Below are 22,300 nucleotides of genomic sequence, written 5' to 3'. Positions count from 1 at the left end.
ATCTACTAGCTCTGTAATTCATTTTTAATTAATATGATGATACAATCTTTCCTTCAGCTGTTTAGAATACTGTAATTGACTAATTATTAGAGGTAATGCCAAGTTTGGTTCCATGTTAACATTTTTAATTGTATCTCGATTAATAGTGTTTCTCATAATCGTTTCGCTTAACTCACCTTCTGCGTTAGATTTTACAATTTGAATTGCATATTTATGGCGGCGTGTTTGTCTACCAATCACCTTTGTGTAACTTACAATATCAAATGCTACATCACTTATCGTATCATTTCCAAGAAGAATTAACCCAGTATTTTTCGATTTCGATTTTAGTGCTATCAGCTCACTTAAGTCTAATATCGGATCAATTAACATATGATGATCGGGTCTTTCCCATTGATGATCTAATAATCCGCCTGCAAGTTTACTACATGCTAAAGAAGGACTATATATAGGAATCTCGTTCTCGAATGCTAATTGGAGTACAGATCTTTTATTGGTTGAATACACTTGAAGGTATCGACCTAACTCATAAAGAAACTCTTTGGATGAGTAGGTTCGAGCTTGTAACTGGTCCGCAATTTCTTTTATTGTTAAATCAATGTATTGTAAATCATTGTCGTCTATAAAAGTTCCATTGCTTGTGCAAATGTAAAATTCATCCAATTTGCTGTTGGTATTTTTTTCTAAGCCTTTAAATAGATTGAATCCCAGTGCTTCCAAAAAATCATAATACATTAAGTTATTTCCATTTACAATGATTGCATCCACCATTTTTAGCTCTATCATATTTGCAAATAGCCTTAAACACCCTTTGGTACATGAATTATCTGATATGCTTAATATAATGTTGCAATCATTGTCGTTTAACATTTTAGAATATAGTTCTGTAGCCTCTACTAATTGACTTTCAGAAGAAGACATTGGTTTCATACTATTTAAAATATGAGACGAATCAAAACTTTTAACATCTATATTTTTAATGTTATTACTTAACAAATTTATTTTTTTCATATCGTAAGGTTTTTTAATAGAGGTTGATATGAAGGGTGTCAACATTGCAATGTAGAATGTTGACAACCCTAGTTTTGCGTTAGCTAATTGTGCCGGCTATTAGAGTTCGCAAAACAAATATTTTATTTATGATACGTTTGGTATTAGTTTCAGGTTTTTTTCAACTTTTTGTTTTGCTCTTTTTAAACGCATTTTTACAGCACTAGAACTTAAATTGAAGGTATTTTGTAATTCCTTAATACTAATCCCTTTTAAATATTTCATTCTTAGCAATATTCTGTCCGAATCGGTTAAATTCTCCATAATTAGATCTATTGAAATATGATCGTAATTATTAGGAATGTAATCAGAAACAGGTATTTGCATTGATTTATAGTCTAGCGCTTCGAACTTCATTCTTTGTTTTTTTCTGTAATATTCAATACAATAATTATGTGTTAACTTATAAAGCCAAGTTGTAATTTGTGATCGACCTTCGAAGGTGTGTATTTTGTCAAATACTTTCAAAAATATCTCTTGAGCTAAATCATAAGCTTCGTCGTGATTTTTTGAAAAAGAAAGGCACTTATAATAAACTTTATCAAAGTGCCTTTCATACAAAACACCAAAATCAATTGAATCACACTTATTTGAACTTAAAGCTTTTTTATTGTTTGTTTCGTATACTATTGATGACCTTGTCATATCGGTTTTATTTTTATTAGATAAAACTATATGATTCAGGTCTATTAATATTCGAGTAAAATACCGATTTTAAGTTGCGAATTTTACTTAAATTTATATAGGTAATTTTACTTACTTAAAATAAATCATGGAAGAATTTTCACTCTATAAGGCCTTTGTTATAGTCCTTTAGTAATTTTTTTTTGCATGAAAGTTTCGTGGATCTTTTAGTTTTTGACGATTTAGATTCCTTTTCTTGGTTGATACTCCTAAATGTTTTTGACATGATCTTATTTGTTAAATTCGAGTATAGTAATTATTCTTTTGACGTATTAAAATAAAAAAGTCACATCTGTTTAAACATTAAAATTTATTGTCTATAATTGAATAGACTTTTTGGGCAAATATAATTCGTTTAAGGATAATATATATAGCTGATAATTAATGTGTAATGAAGAGTGTAGATAAGATTGATAAAATGCTTAATTCTCTGGTGCAAAGTGCTCCATATGGAATTCTTGCGATTGAGAATGCTAACGATATTTTAATTGCAAATGAACAAGCTATATGCTTATTGAAATTGAATAACCGAGAGCAATTATTGATTGGTCAACCTATATGTGACTGTTTAAAACATATTCCAATTCTTGAACTCAAAATAAGACACGCTTTAAAACGGGATAATTATGCTCTAAATTTGGATGCCTTTCTTTTTGATGATAAATATTTGAATATTAGAGGGAGACAAATTGATGAAGGTTATATCATTACAATTGAAGATATCACAAGGGATAAGGAAATGGAGATGGTTGCCCTAAATTCTATGTTAGAAGCCCAAGAGTTAGAAAGAAGACGAATTGCTAAGGATATACATGACGGAATAGGTCCAAATCTATCTATCGTGAGGTTGATGCTAGAAGCTATAAATACCGAAATATCATGTGATTTATCATCTAAAGCTAACTCAAAAATGGTGGAAGTTTTTGAATTAATAGATCTAGTAACAAGTGATATAAGAAGTATTTCACATCAATTAATGCCTAAGGTTCTTCTTGATTTTGGGATAATACCAGCAATTGAAGGTTTAGTTAATAGAGTTAACCGTACAGAAAAAATTAAAATTATTTTCTTTCATTCAGCTACGGTTTGTAGATATGCTGAATTAATTGAATTAGGTATTTATAGAATATGTCAAGAATTGATTCATAATGCGGTGAAGCATTCTGAGGCCAAAGAAATTCAAGTACAAATTATTGAACATTCTCATAGTATCATACTTATGGTGGAAGATAATGGGAAAGGTTTTAATAAACAAAATGTGATGAAAGAGAACCCTGGAGTAGGTTTGATTAATATAGAGTCAAGGACAAATGCCTTGGGCGGAAATTTTATACTAGATACTTCTAGTACGAATGGCGTTTCTGCTACTATTGAAATACCTCTTGATAAATAGGAACTGATGAGCGAGAAAATTAAAATTATTATTGCAGATGATCATGCCATGTTTCGTGATGGTTTAAAAGCATTACTCAACAAAGAAAAACTAATTAATGTTTGTGGCGATTCGGATAATGAACTCGATATAATGAAGCTTGTAAAAGAGCAATCACCCAATGTTGTGCTTATGGATATTGATATGGGAGCAACCAATGGAATCGAGTTAACGAAGAAAATTAGGACTCAATATAGTGCCGTTAATGTGTTAGCTATTTCGATGCATGGCGACCAAGAATATGTCATAAAAATGCTAGAAGCAGGAGCTATGGGATATATCTTAAAAAATTCGGGGAAAGAGGAAATGCTGAATGCAATAAAATGCATTGCAAACGGAGAAACATATTTAAGTCAAGAAGTCTCTAAGTGTTTAATGTTAAATGCGCTTCAGAAATCTAAACCAAGTACAGATATTCCTCTTACGAAAAGAGAAATTGAAGTGCTTCAATTAATAACTCAAGAGTTTTCTAATGCCGAAATTGCCAATAAACTTTTTGTTAGTACAAGAACAATTGATACTCATAGGAGAAATTTAATGGAGAAACTGGATGTCAAAAATACGGCTGGTTTAGTTCGATATGCTTATCGAAATAAATTAATAGACTAAACTGATTATTTCTATTCTGAATAAATTCTGACGAATTCTCCGTCAGATGTGAATATTGCGAATAGTTTTTCATTATTTAAAGAAAATATCACTTTACAAAGGCCCGTATTTAAAACTCTCCATTTAATATTTAAGGCTTTGGGGAATAATTCTCCAAAAGCAAATTTTACTTTTTCGCTAGGTTGAGTTTTCCAATATATGAAAGAATCATAAAGTGTTTTATCCTGAAAATTATCTTTGTTCATCATATGTGAATTTGTATTTTCACATTAGACGTTTATATTAAGGATTGGTCACAAATATTTGAAAATAAAAACAGGCTTATTTATTAAATAAGCCTGTGTAATTATAGGTTGATATTCTTGTTATTTAGTCAAAATCAGAGAATAAATAATCCGCATCTGAATATTTATCTTCATATTTCTCTCTTTTGCTTTGTAAAAGCATACCATCTTCATCATAATCTGAATCATCATCGATTAACGCTTGCGCTTTTCGAATAGACATTCTAACCATATAAACTTTTTCATCCGTTTCGAATGGAAGAGCACTAACTATTTCTCCTTTTGAATTTGGAAATTCTATCAAATAATCAACATAACCGTCAGGGTAATATAATTTTAATTGCTCTCTGGTCTCTTGAGATAGCTTTTCGTAACTTTGGATTACTTTTGGTTTTGAATTTTGAGTCATGATTACTAATTATTACAATTTAAGTTTTTTTTATGGTAATTACCAGCCCAATAAATAGGCAAATATTAATGGTACAACGATTGTTGCATCTGATTCTATAATGAATTTAGGTGTGTCAATTCCTAATTTTCCCCACGTAATTTTTTCGTTGGGTACAGCACCAGAATATGAACCATAACTGGTTGTTGAATCAGAAACTTGACAAAAGTAACTCCAAAATGGGGTGTTGTTTCTTTCTAGATCTTGATATAGCATTGGTACAACACATATTGGGAAGTCACCTGCTATTCCTCCTCCAACCTGAAAGAATCCAATGCCTTTGTCTTCTGCATTATTAGTATACCAATCAGCCAACCAAGCCATATATTCGATTCCCGATTTCATTGTTGAGGCTTTCAACTCACCTTTTATGCAATAAGACGCAAATATATTTCCCATGGTAGAATCTTCCCAACCAGGTACTACGATAGGTAAGTTTTTATTAGCTGCTTCAAGCATCCAACTGTTCTTAGGATCTATTTCATAGTATTGCTCTAAAACGCCTGATTTAAGAAGTTTATACATGAATTCGTGTGGAAAATAACGTTCTCCATTTTCTTCAGCAGTTTTCCAAATTTTAAAAATATGTTCCTGTAAACGTCGAAACGCTTCTTCTTCAGGAATACAGGTGTCGGTAACACGATTCAATCCACGTTCCAATAGTCCCCATTCTTCTTTAGGTGTTAAATCGCGGTAATTAGGAACTCGTTCGTAATGAGAATGAGCAACCAAATTCATAATATCTTCTTCAAGATTTGCACCGGTACATGTGATAATTTGCACCTTGTCCTTACGAATCATTTCAGCTAATGATCTTCCAATTTCAGCTGTACTCATAGCTCCAGCAAGGGTAATCATCATTTTTTTCCCATCGTTAAGGTGCTTTTCGTAAGCTTGAGCGGCATCTACTAAAGTTGCCGAGTTAAAGTGACGATAATGCTCTACGATGAATTGTGAAACAGATCCTTTATTTTTCATGATTTTCAAATTTGTAGCTTAAAAGCTTGTAAAACAATTTGGCAGTTAAAAAATCCGAGGCTTTTTGTCCTTTTTGTGGTGCCAATTCCACAATATCAAAACCCACAACATTCTTAGTGTGGAATACTTTTCTCAAATATGTAATTACGGTATACCAATTTAAACCTCCAGGTTCTGGTGTCCCTGTCGATGGCATAATAGATGGATCGAAAACATCCAAATCTATTGTGATGTAAACATCATCTGTCATCAATTTAATTGATTGATCTATCCAATTAGTTTTATCATGAATATCTTGGGCAAAAAAGCACTTTTCTCTATTTAGAAAAGGTATTTCACAACTATCCATACTTCGTATTCCTACCTGAATTAGATTTGTTGTTTTACTAGCTTCATGTAGTGCACAAGCATGATTGAAAGGTGTCCCGTTATATTTCGCACGTAAATCTGCGTGAGCATCTAATTGAAGTACAGTAAGTTTATTGTACTTTTCGGCAAAAGCTCTAATCACACCAATACTAACAGAATGTTCTCCGCCAAAAAAAGTTGGAAATTTTTCTGATAATATTATCTTTTTTGCGGATGCATAGACCGCGTCTACCATTGCTTCTGGTGAAGATGATTCCGTAATATCGGGTAAAATGTGAATACCCGTTTTATAGACTTCCGAATCGGTCTCAATGTCGTAAAGCTCCATGTTCTCCAACGCTTCTAAAAATGCTGGAAAAGCATAATTCGCTCCTTTGCCCCATGTACTTGTTCCATCGTATGGGATTGATTGTAATAGAGTCATTGCACCTTCTAAGGAACAATATTTGTCATCTATTCCTGCAAAATTTCTCATTTTTTCTTGTAGCCTAATAGTTTAAACATTTCATTTGCAGATTGCTCATCTCTATATACATAGTCGAAAAAATTACCCTTTTCGTCTCGGTCAATTATAACATGCTTAGGAGATGGAATTAAGCAATGCTTGATTCCTCCATAACCACTAATTGAATCTTGATAGGCTCCTGTATGAAAAAAGCCAATATATAAGGGGTCTTTTTCCTCTTTTGTGTAATTAGGTAATAGGACTTCTTGATTTAAATCTTCAGAATTATAATAGTCGGAATGATCACAACTAATGCCACCAATATTAACACGCTTATATTCATTTTTCCACTTATTAATTGGTAGAAGAATAAATTTTTCATGAATAGACCAAGCATCAGGTATGGTGTTCATTAAACTATTATCTATAATATACCAAGACTCTGTGTCGTTTTGTTGTTTTTGTTCCAACACTTTAAAAATAATAGCTCCGCTTTCACCTACAGTGTATTTACCAAACTCTGTGTAGATATTTGGCTCAGGAATATTTTCAGCAACGCATGCATTCTTAATGTTCGAAACAATTTCATTGATCATGTATTCATATTGGTATTCGAATCCTAAGTTATTTCGGATAGGAAAACCACCACCTAAATTGAATGAATCTAGGGTGTCACATTCTCGTTTCAGTTCTGTATATACTTTTAGTGCTTTTTGAAATTCTCCCCAATAGTATAGGCTATCCTTAATGCCTGAATCCACAAAAAAGTGGAACATTTTTAGTTCAAATTTAGGATTGTCTTTAATCTTTGTTTTATATAATTCAATTATTTGAGTAACATTAATACCTAACCTTGAGGTATAATATGCCGATTGTGGTTCTTCGTTAATTGCCATTCGGATACCAATTTTTATAGGACCTTCTTTGGCAATTTCATCAAGTCTTTCTAATTCATTAATACCATCTAATATGATAATCGAATTTTTAAACCCAATTTTTTGCATTTTTATGATTTTCCTAAGATATTCATCGGTCTTGTAACCATTATGAACGATCTCACGATTCAAATCTATTTTCCCATCACGGTATAGATTTAATACTAAATCGATATCAAATGATGATGATGTTTCCAAATTGACTTTATGCTTTAATGCTTCACCTATAACATGTGCAAAATGGTTGCATTTAGTACAGTAACAATAATGATATTTACCATTATAGTTATTTTTCTTTATCGCTCTATTAAAAAGGTTACGAGCTTTCTTTATCTGATCTCCAATTTTGGGTAAGTAAAAGAAACGGAATGGAGTACCGTATTTTTCAATTAGATATTTTAAAGAGATACCTTGAAAGGTTAAATAGTCATCCCTTAGATCAAAGCCTTCCTGTGGGAAGTAGTAGCTTTGTTCGATCAAATCAAAATAAGAATTTTTCATTTAAGTAATCATAAATATAAATGTTGTTTTTACATGTTTTTGTTTTTGTAAATAAAAACAATTTTTTAGTTATTATAACTAGTTGAAATAAAAAAATAATAAAAAAAATCACTCTTAGCCTCTGATGCTAAGAGGGGTATGTCGATTGTGGTATGCGTGTTGTTAAGTAGTTATTGTACTTTTTGTATTTTATAAATTGTGAAATGATTCTAATACTCAATGTATTGAATTCAATATTTTATTTTTATTTGTTAATATTTAAAACACAAAAAATAATCTACTTATGTTAATTTCCATAAAGGTGTAATTTATGAGATTTTCAGCTTAATTATAATAAAATTATTGTTAGACGGAATATATATCATTAGAATACGAATTTTTAGTGCAAATCAAGTGATGAAAATATTCGTAATTTGAATTTCAAATGTCATATTTGGAAAAAAATATGCCAGATACATATTAGTTATTTTTGTATGTCGACTTAATCGCGTCATGTTATTGCAAAGATATAGACTGGTTTTTACAGAAATTTATAGATTATTAATTCTTGTGAGACTCTAATTTAGAGTATATTGGAAAATAGAGATGCAAATATGAATCAAAAAGAATTAGTTGCTGATTTTTAAAATCAATAACTAATGGGGACAAGATAAGCTTGTGTTGTTATATTTTAAAATTATTAAAGTTGTTATTTTTAGGTGATTAATGTTGTGTGAATTGGACTCTATTGTTTCTTATTAAGTTACCTATTTAACTTTGTAAAGGAACAATTTTGACGATGATTTATGACGACAAAAAATTACACATTACAAGAAATAATAATGTGATAAAATGGCTTACGATATAAGATTACGTTTATCTTTGATATTAGAGTTTCATGTGGTGTATCATAGAATTCTGGTTTATTTAAAATTGAATTTTAGAATGAGATATTCTATTAAAAAGACATTATATGAAGATAATTGGAAGAATAGATAAAGTAGATTTTCCAGAATTAGATTTACATGATATTGATATTAAGGTGGATACTGGAGCTTATACGTCGTCAATTCATAGTCACGAGATTAAAGAAGTTGACTTGGATGGAATGAAACATCTCGAATTCAGACTTTTAGACTCTTCTCATCCTAAATATAATAATAAGGTATTTAAAGTAAAAAACTATAAGACAAAGTTAGTTAAGAGTTCTTTTGGAGCTGTTGAACAACGATACATCTTTAAAACAACGATTTTAATTTTCGAAACAGAATATTCAATTAAATTATCATTGAGTGAAAGAAGTGATATGAAATATCCGGTACTATTGGGCAGAAGGTTCTTAAATAAAAGATTTATAGTAGATACTTCATTAAAAAATCTCTCTTTCAAAATAGAAAAAAATAAAAAATAAAAAATAAATATGAAAATTGTAATTTTATCTAGGAATCCAAATCTATATTCTACAAAACGATTAGTAGAAGCTGGGGAAGCAAAAGGACATGAAATGTTAGTTGTTGACCATTTAAAATGTGTGATAGAACTAGAAAAAAAATCGCCAAGAATATATTATAATGGAATCTATTTAGATGACATTGATGCAATAATTCCAAGGATTGGAGCCTCGGTTACATTTTATGGAACTGCTGTAGTACGACAATTTGAAATGATGGATATATTCTCGGCAGTTAAATCGCAAGCATTAGTTAACTCGAGAGATAAACTAAGAAGTTTACAAATATTGGCACGAGCTGGTGTTGGTTTGCCAAAGACTATTTTCACCAATTATGCAAAAGATGTTGATCACGTTATAGAATCGGTTGGTGGAGCACCATTAGTTTTAAAATTACTAGAGGGAACGCAAGGTTTAGGTGTTGTGTTGGCAGAAACACATAATGCAGCAAATTCGGTTATAGAAGCTTTTAATGGACTTAAAGCTAGGGTTATTGCGCAGCAGTTTATTAAGGAAGCTGGAGGGTCTGATATTAGAGCATTTGTTGTAGATGGTGTTATTGTAGGAGCCATGAAAAGACAAGGTAAAGAGGGTGAATTTCGCTCTAATTTGCATAGAGGAGGAAGTGCTAATATTATTGAATTATCCGATGAAGAAGAACTTACTGCTATTAAAGCAGCCAGAGCCATGGGCTTAGGTGTTGCTGGTGTTGATATGTTACAGTCGGAAAATGGTCCCTTGGTTTTAGAGGTTAACTCTTCTCCAGGTCTTGAAGGTATCGAAGCGGCAACGAAGAAGGATATTGCTAAAGAAATTGTTAAATACATAGAACGAAATGTCTGATAAGCCATTTATCATTTTAGGCCAAGAAATAAAGAAAGGCAAAAAAGCTGTTATCGAAATGGATGTGGCGAAGTTACATACGAGGAACAATTTAAGTGTGCCTGTAATTATTGAACGTGCCAAAAAAGAGGGTCCGGTACTCTTATTGATTGGTGGAGTACATGGCGATGAAACCAATGGTGTTGCTATTGTAAGGGATGTTATAAGAAAGAAATTAAACAAGCCTAAGATTGGCACCATTATATGCATACCTGTATTCAATGTATTTGGTTATTTAAATCAGGAAAGGGAATTTCCCGATGGTAGAGATCTAAATAGAGTCTTTCCTGGTTCAGCCTCAGGTTCGTTGGCAAGCCAGTTTGCATATAAATTTACCCACGAAATTGCACCTTTGGTTGACTATGTCATTGACTTTCATACGGGAGGCTCAAGTCGAGAGAATTTTCCGAATGTTAGGTGTGATTTTAATAATGCAAGAACATTAGAACTAGCCAAAATATTTGGAACTAAATTTATTGTTGATTCAAATAGTATTTCAAAATCGATTAGAGATACTTTTAATAAAATGGGAAAAACGAGCTTGTTGTTTGAAGGTGGCAAATCGCTACATCTCGATAATAAAGTTATTTCGTCTGGAGTTAATGGAGCCTTAAATATAATGAAACATTTGGGGATGCAGGATGGTGATATTAACAATGATACTGAGTACATCATGTTAAGAAAAAACAAATGGTTAAGGTCACCTCATTCTGGTATTTTCGAGCCTTTGGTAAAAAATGGTGCTAATGTAAAACACAAAGAAGTTATTGGTAGAGTTTCGGATCCATATGGTGAATTTGAAAGAAAAATATTTGCACCATTTGATTGCTGTATTTATGGTTTAAATACAGCTCCAATAGTGTATAAAGGTGATGCTATTTTTCATGTAAGTATGGGATAAAATAAATATATAATTTTTCAGATAGAGTAGAGGTGTTTGTTGTGAAAACGCCTCTATTTATTTGAAGTTCATTTATTGTGTTTTATAAAATTTTAATACATAAAGTAATCATGGATAAAGAAACATTTAATTACACTTTATTAGTTGGAATTACAGTTGTGTTTGCGATTGTGTTAACAATAATTTTAAGAAAGATTCTAAGTGTATTTATAAGTAAGTATTCTTTGAAGTTGAGAACTGATCCTACCAATTTTTCATTTCTTAAGAATTCGGTAGGGTTTATTATTTATACCGCAGCTATCATTTTTATTTTTTACAAAATCCCTTATCTAAAATCTCTTGGAACGGCACTTTTTGCTGGAGCAGGTATAATTACTATTGTGATTGGTTTTGCGTCACAAAAAGCATTTTCAAATATAATAAGTGGTATTTTCATTTTAATTTTTAAGCCATTTAAAATATCTGATATTATTGAATTTAAAGATGGACAGATAGGTGTTGTTGAAGAGATAACCTTGAGACATACTTTAATTCAGGATTATCAGAATAGAAGAATCATAATTCCGAATAGTATTATTAGCGAAGAAACGATCATCAATTGTAATATTCAAGATGAGAAAATTAGAAAACATATAGAATTTTCAATCAGCTACGATTCTGATATTGACAAGGCTATTGATATCATACGTGATGAAGTAGAAAAGCATCCCTTGTTAATTGATAACCGAACGGAAGAAGATATTGAAAACAATATTCCCTGTGTTATTGTCCGCGTTATTGCATTATCAGATTTTTCTGTTGACTTAAAAGCATATGCTTGGACATCAGGAAATGATAATGGGTTTTTTCTTAAATGTGATCTTTTAAAATCGGTGAAGGAAAGGTTTGATAGAGAAGGTATTGAAATCCCATTTCCATACATGACAATTGTATATAAAAAGGACATGAAAAATGGGGCTAAAATATAGAGTAAAATTGATTAATCAGATTAATGTTAAAGAATGAGTAAGACAAATAATTTTTATTATCCATTATAAGTGTTCGTTATTATAAAAATTATAAGCATACAGATAACTCGATCTAATTCATACATCTAATAACTTTTAATTTATATATCTTTATTAGATAACTATTTCACCAGAAAAGCATGCGTATCCGAATTCTCCTAATAATTGGCTTTCTGTCTCTAACGAATTGTCTAGATTTATCTGCTCAAGATGATCTATTTATTCATAATATTAGCTTTACTGGTAATGATTCCTTGTCAAAAGAATCGCTTCTAAAACAGATGAGTACCACACCTATCACGCTTACCCAAAAGCTTAAGTTCTGGGAGAAAAGGACACATTTCTCAAGCTATAGTTTCGAAGACGATATTATCAAATTAAAAAATTACTATCAAAAAAATGGGTTTTTAAGTCCCGTTATTTCTTACCAATTAATACCCGATAGTAGAAAGAAAAAACTTGATATTAAGCTAAATATAAAGGAGGGACCAGTCGTTCTTATCAGCAAAATTCAATACAAGTTGCCAATTGATACAAATAGTCAACAGAGTTTGGATTCTATTAAAAAAAATATACCAATAAAATCGGCTAAGCGTTTCCGTGATGAAGATGTTATCGCGGCTGAGAAAATTATCTATAATTATTTTAGTCGTAAGGGATATCCTTTTATTCGGGTGAATTCTAACATCACATTAAATGAAAGCAAACAAACAGCAGATGTTGAGTTTGATATTAAACCAGGTAATAAAAGTTATATCGGTGAAATAAATCTTCGTGGCGATTCTTTAATATCTACTTCCTACATAAACAAGTATATTAAGATAAAGGAAAATGAAACTTTTTCTCAAGCTAAGCTGGAAAAAACTCAAAAGGAGTTATTCGAATTATCATTATTCAAATATGTAACCATTAGAGCGATAGAGGACAGTGTGAAAAATGACAAAATTCCAATTTTTATTCATGTGAAAGAATTGCCACGTTGGTCTCTAAAAACGGGTGTCGGATATGGAACAGAAGATAAAATTCGAGTTTCGATGTTGTTGAAACGACTTAATTTTCTAGGTGGTGGTCGAACCCTAATCGTAAAAGGGAGCCATTCTCATTTTAACCCTTTGGATCTTGAAGTTAAATTTATTCAACCAAATATATGGACTAAAAACATGGATTTCATTCTCAATCCTTTTTTTTCAAGAGAAGAGGAGGATAGTTATGAGGTGGACAGATGGGGGACATCTTTAACCTTACAAAAAGTATTTACAAAGAAAACATCGGCCTATTTTTCTTACACTTATGGAAAAGATAAGGTAGACTTGACCAATGAAGAGCTTACTGCAGACGATATTGACATTGATGATTTGAATAATACGAAATCAGGGATTACTATTGGTTACAAGAAATCGGACATAAATAATCTGTTTTCGCCCACCAAAGGCTTCAAATTTAGTGGAATGGCAACCTATATGGGGCTTGGTTTCAATAGCGAATTGCACTACTATAAATTAATGGCTGAAGTATCATACTACCATTCCTTGAGTAAGAAAGTTGTTTTTGCGAGTAAGTTAAAAAGTGGCATTATGGAGCCAACTCATGGCGATTTACAGACACCAATAGAAGATAGGTTCCTTATGGGTGGGGCGTCATCTCTACGAGGCTGGGGACGTCATCAGATTTCACCTGTAGATGAAGAAGGTAACAAATTGGGTGGAAACAGTATGCTCGAAAGTAGTTTGGAATTGAGATTTCCTCTGTTCGGGATATTCACAGGAGTTTCATTTATGGATTTTGGAAATGTTTGGTCTGATTCTTGGAATTTAGAATTGGGAGACCTACACTATGATGCAGGTTTGGGTTTACGGGTAAAAACGCCAGTTGGACCTATTCGTCTCGATGTGGCCACTCCTGTATTCAAAGATAAATTTAGTGCTCAATTTTTTATTACAATTGGGCATGCATTTTAATGACAGAAATTAAGATATGAAGAAAACGCTTAAAATAGTAGGCTTTGTGTTGGGGGGAATCTTAGTTCTCTTCATAGTTATTTTGCTTGCTATTTCTAGCGGAAGATTTAACCATTTGATAGCTGATAAAGTTAGCCAAACAGCCAATCAAGAGCTTAATGGTGAACTCAAAATTGCAAATATTGAGGGTAATCTTCTTTCTCATTTTACGATAAACAACTTAAGTTTACATCAAAACGAGAAGGAGTTGCTTGGTCTAGATAAACTAGAAATTAAATATAATCTCTGGGCAGTAATGGGAAAAGAAATCCATGCAGATTTAATTCACATTAAAGGGCTTTCTATTAATTTAAAACAGGGAAGTGATAGTTTATGGAATCTGCAAAAATTGGTTCCCCTAGAGGATACCTCAAAGAAGGATACCTTGCCGAGCTCTTTTTCTTGGATAATTGATTTCGAAAAGGTTCAATTGAGCGATTTTGTAGCCACTATAGAGTCTATAGATTCAAGCAGATTGATTCCTCATTCTCTAAAATTGAATACCTCTCTTGCTTTTGAAATGACCCCGAATAGGATGAAGTTTAATTTGGATCAATTTGAACTCGTAGCTCAAGAGCCATCTCTTGAAGTCAATCATTTAAAGTTCCAAGCAAACCTTGTTGATTCTGTTTTTAGCTGGAAATCTTTTGATCTTCAAATGAAAAATACCAATATTCATTCAACAGGATCTATCCCATTAAACCAACTGGGTAATTCACAGTTAACATTAAAGGCTTTACCTCTCGATTTTGATGAGTTGAACAATTGGTTTCCAATGCTTCATGGTAAGCCAGAAATTGAACTACAGGTAAGTAACAAGGCAAAGAGTAGCAACATTAGTTTTAAACTGACACAAAACAAGCAACGTATTACAATTTTTGGTCAGCTTGCTAATTTAAATAGCAGGCCAACTTATGAGTTTATTATGGAAGTCGACAGTTTGAATGGTGCGTATTGGACTCATAATCCAGAACTAAAATCCAACATTAAAGGTCGTATAGACTTAAAGGGTGAGGGGATAGACCTGAAAAGTAGTTTGTTGGATGTCCACGCACAATTTTCTGATTTGAAATATGCCAATTATGAGATGGATAATTTTCTATTGGATTTCGAAAAAGAAAAAGAGACGCTTGCTGGGACTGTGAAAGCCCAGACTATCTTTGGTAAGCTTGATTCTAGATTTCATATTGAAAAAATATTAACAACCCCAGAATACAAGGCTCTATTAGAATTGAAGCATTTCAATTTGGCAAAATTAACTGGAAACAAAAAATTACAATCGAATATCAACCTTAATTTACAAACATACGGACAAGGGGTTGAGCCTGGTGAAATGCAAGCGAATGTTATATTAAAATCCGAAAAATCAGTTCTGTTTGATCAGCCACTTTCGAATCTTAATGCTAAGATTGAAATTAATAAAGACAAATACAAAATAGAGGATTTTCATATTGAGGCTCCCTATCTAAGTGCCAAACTTAATGGAGAAGGAATGTTTTCGGGCAATAACCAGTTGTCATTTAATATACAATCTAAAAACATTGAGAAAACGGTTGACGCACTCGGTTTGTCTCCTATCCATTTTGAAGGAGAAACTAAAGGGGAAATTTCAGGTCCATTTAATCAACTGGTGTTCAAATCGAATACTAATATTGTTGATTTTAAAACTGTTTCATCAGGTCTTCGTAATGCGCTTGTTACTATCGATTCCCGCTTTTCAGTCAACACAAACTTTACCGAGAATGATTCACTACAACAAACTGCTACTACTTTGCCGATTGGTTTAAAAGACCTTAGTTTTAATACTAATATGAAAATTGGTTTTGCCAATTGGGGTGATTATTACCTAGAGAATCTTGAAGCAGAAATAGAAAAAAGTGGAGAAAGTTTTCATGGTGAATTGATGACAAATTCCATTATGGGAAATCTGAAAACAAAAATTAATGTTGAAAAAATCTTCACAAAACCAAATTATAGCGTTTCAGGAACTCTCAATAACATTAATCTTGCAAGACTTATAAGAAATGATAATTTGTCTTCTGATATTAATCTCACTATCAGAGCAAAAGGTACAGCGATTGATCTCAAATCTCTTACCGCAGATATAGAATTGCAATCTGATTCTTCAACTATTTTTGGAATGCCTTTGGATGATTTCTCTTCCAAACTCAGTTTAAATAAGGGCGATTACCTTTTGACGGGATTCAACATTAAAACGCCTTTTGTTTTAGTGCAGGGCGAGGGGCAAGGCAACTGGATTAAGTCAAATAAGCTTGATTTTAGTGTTACTTCCAAAGATATACAAAAGCTTAGCTCTGTTTTAAATCAAAAAGACTTGCAATTTGCAGGTCAATTGACGACTGACATTACGGGCTCTCTTGATTCGCTCAATTTTTCATCCAATCTTAATATTGAAAAGTTAAAGTTTGATTCCATTCAAGTGGAACAACTTAAAGTTAACTCGAATATGTTAATTTCAAATAAGGGTAATTCTGGTTGGGTAGATTTACAGTTAAATGATTCCCGATACCAAAAGTTAAATGTGAAAACAATCCACTTTAAAAGTGATTTGAACAAATTAAAAGCAACTAATTCCTTTAAATTTAAAGGTTCCGATAGTTTATATGGCAATATCTTATCCGAATGGCACTTTGGTAATACCCCAAGTCTTTATTTTCCTGAAATAAATCTTAACATTTTTAATAATAATTGGATTGGTGGTAGCGATAATAGTTTTATCCAATTTGGAAAAGATTCCATTGTAATTAACCAATTAGAAATGACTTCAAGGGAAAGTGCAATGAGAGCCAATGGCATTTTTGCTTTTCGTGGCAACGAAGACTTGCAGCTTGAACTGAAGAATTTAAAACTGATCGAAATTCCAGGCTTAAGTTTTTTGCCCTATCGATTTACGGGAAATATAAATGCCCTTCTTGATATTACAGGTACCGCAGAGAAGCCAGTCCTTAGCGGTAGTCTTAATATCGATAAACCGGGAATAGACCAACTTAGGTATAGTCGTTTTCAAAGTACCATAAATTATGATGATGAGTATCTTAAATTAGTGGGATCCTTAAATAAAAATACATCGCCCTTAATTTTTGCAGAACTAAAAGTTCCTGTTCATTTTTCTTTCACCGACAGTATTTCAATAAATAAGACAAGCAAGTTGCTACAGGGAAATGTAAATATCAATCAATTGGAACTTTCTCAATTTACGCCTTTTATTCCTTTAAAAGGGATAGCAACCAAAGGTTTGTTGAGTTTAAAAATGGATATTGCTAATACCCTTAACAATCCGAAAATAGATGGGAAATTTAAGCTTTCCAAAGGTGCTGTGAGTTATAAAAAACTAGGCATTGATTACAATAAAATAGAAATACGAAGCCAATTGAATAATAACCATTTCTATCTCGATAGTCTTCATCTTTTCTCGGGTAAAGGCAACTTAAAAATGAATGGTTACGTGGAGTTTGATTCTCTTTTAAAAGGAGACTTGACTAAGATTGATTTAAACTTAAGTGGAGAAAATTTTAGAGCATTTAATTCTGATATGCTTAAGGCAGTAGTTAATGCCAATTTATCGGTAAAAGGGTATGCCGAACATCCTGTTTTAAAAGGGAAACTTTCTATTTTGAGCTCGACTTTAAACACCGACGTATTTTTAAAAGAATATAAGGGTATCTCTAACGATTTTGATCAGCCATTACTTGTTAAAGCTCAAAAAGATGCCGAAGAATTTAAGTTAAATCATATTATTAGAAAGGATTCCAATGTTAAAAATACGCCTGATATTTATAAGAATTTAAAAGGAGAATTCGAAATAGAGATTCCGCGTAATTCATGGATAAAAGGTAAAAACATGAATTTTGAATTGGCAGGGAAAGTAAGAGCCATAAAAGAGGGAGAACAAATTGATTTTTTTGGTGATCTTAATATAAAACGAGGCTATTATAAGATTTATGGTCGTAGGCTTGAAGTTGAAGAAGGAACAATAAGTTTAACTGGTGGGCAGAAAATTGATCCGGTGGTTGATTTTAAAATAGCATATAAATTTCGCGATTCTGAAAATCTTCTACGAAAGCTAAATTTAAATGTTTCTGGTCGGGTTTCTCAACCCAAAGTCGAATTTTATCTTGATGACACGGTAATAGAAGAGAAAGATGCTATTTCATGTTTATTATTCAATAAAACTTCCAGTCAGTTGGATACCCAAGAAACAGCTTCGGCAAGTAGTAGTAATGTAGATATTGCTAAAGATTTAGCTATAGGTCAAATATCAAATGTGATGAAAGATGTTCTTCAATCATCTTTAGGCTTGGATGCGATTGAAATTACAGGAAATGGGAGTGGATCGCAAAGCAGTGTTTCCATAGGGAAATATATTACCAATAACCTATATCTAAATTACGAACGCACTTTTGCTCTTGATAAAAAAGATAAAATAGTTGAACCTGAAAAAATATCAATGGAGTACCAATTCTATCGCTCTCTCTTTTTACAGGCCACTAATCAAAGTACAAACTCTGGTTTTGATTTTATTATTAAATGGACGTGGAGGTAGAAAAGAATCCATGTTAAGTTACTTCCTTATAAGGTTCTTGTAAGCGTTTCGTTAACGTTTTTTTTAGTTGTATGAATCTGTCAGAGTGAAGTAAATAGTTTTTTCCTCTCTTTTTCTGATTTACCATAAAGCTTGTATCGAAAATATTTTCTACCAAATTTGGGTCGTAATAAACTCGCTGTATTAATATCTCTATTTTTGTTTTGAAACTTAATATTCTCCTTAGTTTACATTCAAATTAATTCAAAATATTTTTTTTAATTCTGATGTAATCCTGCTTTTTGCCATCTTTTTATGTTTTGTTTATTATTTTATTTAGTAAATTTAGTAGGCTAAAAGTTTAATGATATTTTTTATTGTTAAAAGAATATATAGAAGCCTCTAATACTGCTTTTTAGTTTAGCAAAACGGTTGCTCTTTTTATTATTCTATAGGAGTAAATAGTCACGAATTACTTAAGGTGAGGGAGACGTGGTAGTTATTGTATGGTGGCAAATACATTTAGTTAAGTGTCATGTAATAAAAAGAATAGAGAATAAAATATTCAAAATGGAAATAAGGGATATACTTACACAACAACAAAACTTTTTCAATTCAAATACAACTAAAAATGTACATTTTAGAATAGAACAATTAAAAAAGGTAAAGGCTATTCTGAAAGAAAATGAAAGTTTGCTTTATAGAGCAATCTATGAAGACTTTGGTAAATCTGAATTTGAAACTTATATAACTGAATTGTCTTTGATATATCACGAAATTAATAGTTTTATAAAACACACAAAGAAATGGAGTAAACGGAAAAAGGTATCATCTGGTTTAGTTAATTTCCCATCAAAAAGTTACATTATTCCAGAGCCTTTAGGGGTTACGTTAGTTATTGGAGCGTGGAATTACCCATATCAGCTTTCATTAATTCCTGCTATATCGTCGCTTGCGGCAGGAAATACAGTGATTATAAAGCCAAGTGAACTTCCGGACAAAACATCAGAAGTGATGGCTAAAATTATTAATGATAATTTTCAGAGCAATTATTTTTGTGTTGTTGAAGGTGGCGTTAAAGAAACTACGGAGCTGATAGAACAAAAATTTGATAAAATATTTTTTACTGGAAGTATTCCAATTGGTAGGATTGTTTATCAAGCAGCTGCAAAAAACTTAATCCCCGTTACACTTGAGCTTGGAGGTAAAAGTCCAACTTTTGTGCTTGCCGATACGGATATTAAGATGACTGCTAAACGAATTGTTTGGGCAAAATTTTTAAATGCAGGGCAAACTTGTGTCGCCCCTGATTATATTTTAGTAGACAAATCAATTGAAGAAATATTCCTTTTAGCATTAAAAAATGAAATTGAAAAATATCATAATAATAAAGAGGATATTGATGAGAACTATTTAAGAATAATAAATACTAATAATTTTGACCGTCTTAGTAAACTGATTGATAAAGATAAAGTATATGTTGGAGGCTATTTAAATAGAGAGAATAGATTTATTAGCCCGACAATATTGAAAAATATTACGTTTGAAGACGAAGTCATGAAAGATGAAATATTCGGACCAATTCTTCCCGTTATTTCTTTTACTAATCTTGATGAGGTCATAAAAAAGGTAAAGGAAAGGGATAAGCCTTTGTCTTGCTACATATATGCTAAAAGCAGAAAGCAAATTAACAAGTTACTAAGAGAACTTTCTTTTGGAAGCGGTGCTGTTAATGAGAGTTTAATGCATCTATCTAATAGTAAGCTTCCATTTGGAGGAGTTGGTTTAAGTGGTATGGGAAGTTATCACGGGAAGGCCGGTTTTGATACCTTTTCTCATTATAAAAGCATATTAGATAAACCATTTTGGTTTGAAAGTAAGCTTAAATATGCGCCTTACTCAAAGAAAAACATAGCCATAATGAAATGGCTTATAGAATAAATTACGATTAGGTAATAGAAAATTAGTTTAACGATGTATCATGAAAATAATTAAGGAATTTAAAGAGTTTGCCATTAATGGGAATATGTTTGATATGGCAATCGGAATTATTATTGGGGTTGCATTTAATAAAATAGTATCTTCTTTAGTAAATGATATTATTCTACCTTTTTTTAGTATAATAATTGGTGAGGTGAATTTTCAAAATTTAAAATTAGTTCTTCAAGAGCAAATAGTAGATAATACTGGAGTTGTAACTCAAGAGTTAGTAGCTATAAACTATGGTAACTTTATACAGGTGTTATTTGATTTTTCTATTATCGCAATCACACTTTTTTTGGTAATTAAGATGTTCAATAAATTGAGAAGAAAAGCTCTCGACGAAAAGGATATTACTATTTCTACACCAAAGAATATAGAGTTGCTCTCTGAAATTAGAGACTTACTAAAAGAAAAATAATAAGTCTATCCAACCTTAATTAAGCGATTATTTACCGTCGAATTGGTATATGTTTAAAGATTTTGTAGTTATAAAAGGTAAGGGATAATGCAGCTATTTCAGAATTTATATTTTGAAATAGCTGTATTGCTTTTGTATATAGTATCCATGTATTAACAAAGGTTGGGAATAATGCCATTTGTTATGAAACTTGGTCATCGAAACCATGATTTATATCTAATTTTGGATTGGGAAAGTTAAGGTAACAACAGCTCCATTTTTCTCATGATTTGTGACCGTAACGACTCCTTTATGAGCATCCATAATAAGTTTAACCAAAGCCAAATCTAAACCGATATTTTCATCAGAGTAATCGCTTCCTGGCACAAATAGTTTAAATAAAGAATCGAGTGCTTTTGTATTAAATCCATTTCCTTGATCAATAAAAGAGAAGTGTCTTCTATCTTCTTCAGAATTAATTGTCACAAAAATAGTTCCTTCTTTGGGAGAAAATTTAATCGCATTTTCGAGGATACTTTCAACGCAAAATTTAAGTAAGCCTTCATCTCCATCACAAGTACTCTCAAGCATATCACCTTCTATCTGAATACTGATGTTTTTCTCCTTAATCTTTTCAGCAAGACTAATTTTAGACATCTCAATTAAATTGTCGAGATGTACCTCTCTTTTTTCAACAGTGAGTTTCTTTGTACGTAACTCTGTTATTTTTAAACCAACTTTTGCAAAAGACTCAAGTCTCTTTGCTGAAATTTCGAGATATGAACACATTTCATTTAGATGTGAATCTTTAAGTTCATCTTTCAAAATACCAATAAAGCCAAGAATACCGTTCAATGGTGTATTGATTTGATGCGTGATTAACGTAAGAAAATCAGATTTTGATTTATCTAATACTTGTAATTCTTGGTATGCTTTTTCCAATTCTAAATTCGATTTGCGAAGCTCGTGAGTTCGTTCTTCTACTTTATCTTCAAGCCATTGATTGACTTTTTTAAGTTGATCTTTACTACGTTTTAATTCAACATGTGTGTTAATACGAGATAATATTTCTTTAGAATTAAAGGGCTTACATACATAATCTTGACCTCCTACATCAAATCCAGTAAGAATATCGTTGGTATCATTTAAGGCGGTTAAAAATATTACTGGAATTTCTTTGAGTGTTTCGCTTGCTCGTATGGCTTTGCATGTGTCAAGACCATTCATTACCGGCATATTGATATCCAATAGAATTAAATCAAAATCTGGTGTTTCATTTAAAATGTTTAGAGCTTGCTGTCCATCATAAGCAAATCCGACAGAATAACCGGCATCACGAAGAAAGCTTCCAATAACTTGAATGTTTTTGGGATTATCATCAACAGCTAATATTTTAATTTTTGTGTTTTTATCGTTCGTAAACATG

18 protein-coding genes are annotated in these 22,300 nt (G+C 31.7%); 10 read left to right on the top strand and 8 right to left on the bottom strand.

Going from position 1 to position 22,300, the window contains the following annotated elements; translation table 11 throughout:
* Positions 1 to 24: 24 nt before the first annotated feature.
* Together EMN46_RS13500 and EMN46_RS13495 are read right to left on the bottom strand one after the other, a co-directional pair.
* The gene (locus EMN46_RS13500) at positions 25 to 1,011 is read right to left on the bottom strand and encodes a deoxyhypusine synthase family protein (RefSeq protein WP_195715274.1); all 987 of its coding nucleotides are present in this window, start codon (positions 1,009 to 1,011) and stop codon (positions 25 to 27) included.
* Positions 1,012 to 1,137: 126 nt separating this feature from the next.
* On the bottom strand, positions 1,138 to 1,695 hold the full coding sequence (locus EMN46_RS13495; RefSeq protein WP_154201351.1) for an RNA polymerase sigma factor: 558 nt from the start codon (positions 1,693 to 1,695) through the stop codon (positions 1,138 to 1,140).
* 430 nt (positions 1,696 to 2,125) lie between these two features.
* Here EMN46_RS13495 and EMN46_RS13490 point away from each other — a divergent pair, with 430 nt between their 5' ends.
* A complete protein-coding gene (locus tag EMN46_RS13490) occupies positions 2,126 to 3,127 on the top strand; it encodes an ATP-binding protein (protein WP_154201350.1) in 1,002 nt (333 codons plus the stop codon).
* Between the two features lie 6 nt (positions 3,128 to 3,133).
* Positions 3,134 to 3,775: a response regulator transcription factor gene (locus EMN46_RS13485; RefSeq protein ID WP_154201349.1), complete on the top strand. Its 642-nt coding sequence runs from the start codon at positions 3,134 to 3,136 to the stop codon at positions 3,773 to 3,775.
* An 11-nt stretch (positions 3,776 to 3,786) separates the two neighbouring features.
* On the opposite strand, the gene EMN46_RS13480 is transcribed toward EMN46_RS13485, so the two are convergent.
* The 5 genes from EMN46_RS13480 to EMN46_RS13460 all read right to left on the bottom strand — a co-directional run bounded on the left by EMN46_RS13480 (position 3,787) and on the right by EMN46_RS13460 (position 7,735).
* The gene (locus EMN46_RS13480; protein WP_154201348.1) at positions 3,787 to 4,020 is read right to left on the bottom strand and encodes a hypothetical protein; all 234 of its coding nucleotides are present in this window, start codon (positions 4,018 to 4,020) and stop codon (positions 3,787 to 3,789) included.
* Positions 4,021 to 4,144: 124 nt separating this feature from the next.
* On the bottom strand, positions 4,145 to 4,468 hold the full coding sequence (locus EMN46_RS13475; protein WP_154201347.1) for a hypothetical protein: 324 nt from the start codon (positions 4,466 to 4,468) through the stop codon (positions 4,145 to 4,147).
* A 39-nt stretch (positions 4,469 to 4,507) separates the two neighbouring features.
* On the bottom strand, positions 4,508 to 5,485 hold the full coding sequence (locus EMN46_RS13470) for a deoxyhypusine synthase family protein (RefSeq protein ID WP_154201346.1): 978 nt from the start codon (positions 5,483 to 5,485) through the stop codon (positions 4,508 to 4,510).
* A complete protein-coding gene (gene speB, locus EMN46_RS13465; protein ID WP_154201345.1) occupies positions 5,475 to 6,329 on the bottom strand; it encodes an agmatinase in 855 nt (284 codons plus the stop codon). The genes EMN46_RS13470 and speB overlap by 11 nt, the downstream gene beginning before the upstream one ends.
* Positions 6,326 to 7,735 carry an arginine decarboxylase gene (locus EMN46_RS13460; RefSeq protein ID WP_154201344.1) on the bottom strand — a complete coding sequence of 470 codons (1,410 nt, stop codon included), beginning with the start codon at positions 7,733 to 7,735 and terminating at the stop codon, positions 6,326 to 6,328. The genes speB and EMN46_RS13460 overlap by 4 nt, the downstream gene beginning before the upstream one ends.
* 952 nt (positions 7,736 to 8,687) lie before the next feature.
* Here EMN46_RS13460 and EMN46_RS13455 point away from each other — a divergent pair.
* The 8 genes from EMN46_RS13455 (at position 8,688) to mscL (ending at position 20,895) form a co-directional block, all read left to right on the top strand.
* Positions 8,688 to 9,125 (top strand): RimK/LysX family protein, encoded by a 438-nt coding sequence (locus tag EMN46_RS13455; RefSeq protein WP_154201343.1) that lies wholly within the window; start codon positions 8,688 to 8,690, stop codon positions 9,123 to 9,125.
* Positions 9,126 to 9,134: 9 nt separating this feature from the next.
* Positions 9,135 to 10,007, top strand: a complete 873-nt coding sequence (rimK, locus tag EMN46_RS13450) for a 30S ribosomal protein S6--L-glutamate ligase (protein ID WP_154201342.1) — start codon at positions 9,135 to 9,137, stop codon at positions 10,005 to 10,007.
* Positions 10,000 to 10,947, top strand: a complete 948-nt coding sequence (locus tag EMN46_RS13445) for a succinylglutamate desuccinylase/aspartoacylase family protein (protein WP_154201341.1) — start codon at positions 10,000 to 10,002, stop codon at positions 10,945 to 10,947. Before rimK ends, EMN46_RS13445 begins: the two co-directional genes overlap by 8 nt.
* A 110-nt stretch (positions 10,948 to 11,057) precedes the next feature.
* A complete protein-coding gene (locus EMN46_RS13440) occupies positions 11,058 to 11,915 on the top strand; it encodes a mechanosensitive ion channel family protein (RefSeq protein ID WP_154201340.1) in 858 nt (285 codons plus the stop codon).
* A gap of 179 nt (positions 11,916 to 12,094) precedes the next feature.
* Positions 12,095 to 13,912 carry an outer membrane protein assembly factor BamA gene (gene bamA, locus EMN46_RS13435; protein ID WP_154201339.1) on the top strand — a complete coding sequence of 606 codons (1,818 nt, stop codon included), beginning with the start codon at positions 12,095 to 12,097 and terminating at the stop codon, positions 13,910 to 13,912.
* Between the two features lie 16 nt (positions 13,913 to 13,928).
* A complete protein-coding gene (locus tag EMN46_RS13430) occupies positions 13,929 to 18,515 on the top strand; it encodes a translocation/assembly module TamB domain-containing protein (protein ID WP_154201338.1) in 4,587 nt (1,528 codons plus the stop codon).
* 549 nt (positions 18,516 to 19,064) lie between these two features.
* Positions 19,065 to 20,435 (top strand): aldehyde dehydrogenase, encoded by a 1,371-nt coding sequence (locus tag EMN46_RS13425; protein WP_154201337.1) that lies wholly within the window; start codon positions 19,065 to 19,067, stop codon positions 20,433 to 20,435.
* Positions 20,436 to 20,475: 40 nt separating this feature from the next.
* On the top strand, positions 20,476 to 20,895 hold the full coding sequence (gene mscL, locus EMN46_RS13420; RefSeq protein WP_154201336.1) for a large-conductance mechanosensitive channel protein MscL: 420 nt from the start codon (positions 20,476 to 20,478) through the stop codon (positions 20,893 to 20,895).
* A 216-nt stretch (positions 20,896 to 21,111) separates the two neighbouring features.
* Here mscL and EMN46_RS13415 read toward each other — a convergent pair whose 3' ends face one another.
* A complete protein-coding gene (locus EMN46_RS13415; protein WP_154201335.1) occupies positions 21,112 to 22,299 on the bottom strand; it encodes a hybrid sensor histidine kinase/response regulator in 1,188 nt (395 codons plus the stop codon).
* Position 22,300: the final 1 nt, after the last annotated feature.

It is taken from the genome of Ancylomarina sp. 16SWW S1-10-2, from assembly GCF_009669305.1.
GTDB lineage: Bacteria > Bacteroidota > Bacteroidia > Bacteroidales > Marinifilaceae > Ancylomarina.
This window is presented reverse-complemented; position numbering and strand designations above follow the sequence as displayed.